At 62.6% G+C, this 452-nt stretch carries 2 protein-coding genes; both read right to left on the bottom strand.

Annotated features, from left to right (window positions below; translation table 11 throughout):
* Nucleotides 1-231 (bottom strand): translation initiation factor IF-3 (gene infC / locus K9U40_RS24925; protein WP_432715942.1); only part of this gene is annotated, 231 nt, incomplete at its 3' end.
* Nucleotides 232-315: 84 nt separating this feature from the next.
* Entirely contained in the window at nucleotides 316-450 is a 135-nt protein-coding gene (locus tag K9U40_RS24920) for a His/Gly/Thr/Pro-type tRNA ligase C-terminal domain-containing protein (protein ID WP_432715943.1), read from the bottom strand.
* Between the last annotated feature and the right edge of the window lie 2 nt (nucleotides 451-452).

Here is a 452-nt window from a genome sequence, read left to right as displayed (position 1 = left end):
GTCCACAAGGCGGCACACGGGAGGGTTGGCCGTAGCGGCAATCTCCACCAGGTCCACATCCAGCTCGCCCGCCATGCGGAGGGCTTCCATGAGGCTGACCACCCCGAGCGGCTCGTTCTCCGGGCCCGACAGGCGGACCTCGGGAGCCATGATTTCACGGTTCAGGCGGTGCTTGCGCTCCTCGCGCTGGCGACGATCACGAAATTCAGTAGCGATGGCTATGTCCTTCAATCAAGATGCTACGAAAAATGTAGCTGAAAAGCCGCGGCAGGAGAGGCACCGCAGCGTTCGTCGTTGGCATGTGCCGACGGTTCATCACGCTTTGGTGGCGATGTCCTGCGAGATCAGGGAGATGAAGGCCTCCAGAGGCATCACCCCCAGGTCACGGTTACCACGGGCTCGCACTGCAACGGTGCCGGCCGCCTTCTCCTTGTCGCCGGCGACGAGGATAT

The sequence above is a fragment of the Xanthobacter autotrophicus genome (assembly GCF_030015065.1).
GTDB lineage: Bacteria > Pseudomonadota > Alphaproteobacteria > Rhizobiales > Xanthobacteraceae > Xanthobacter > Xanthobacter autotrophicus_D.
Note: the sequence above shows the minus strand (reverse complement) of the source record. Positions and strands in the feature narration are given on the sequence as shown.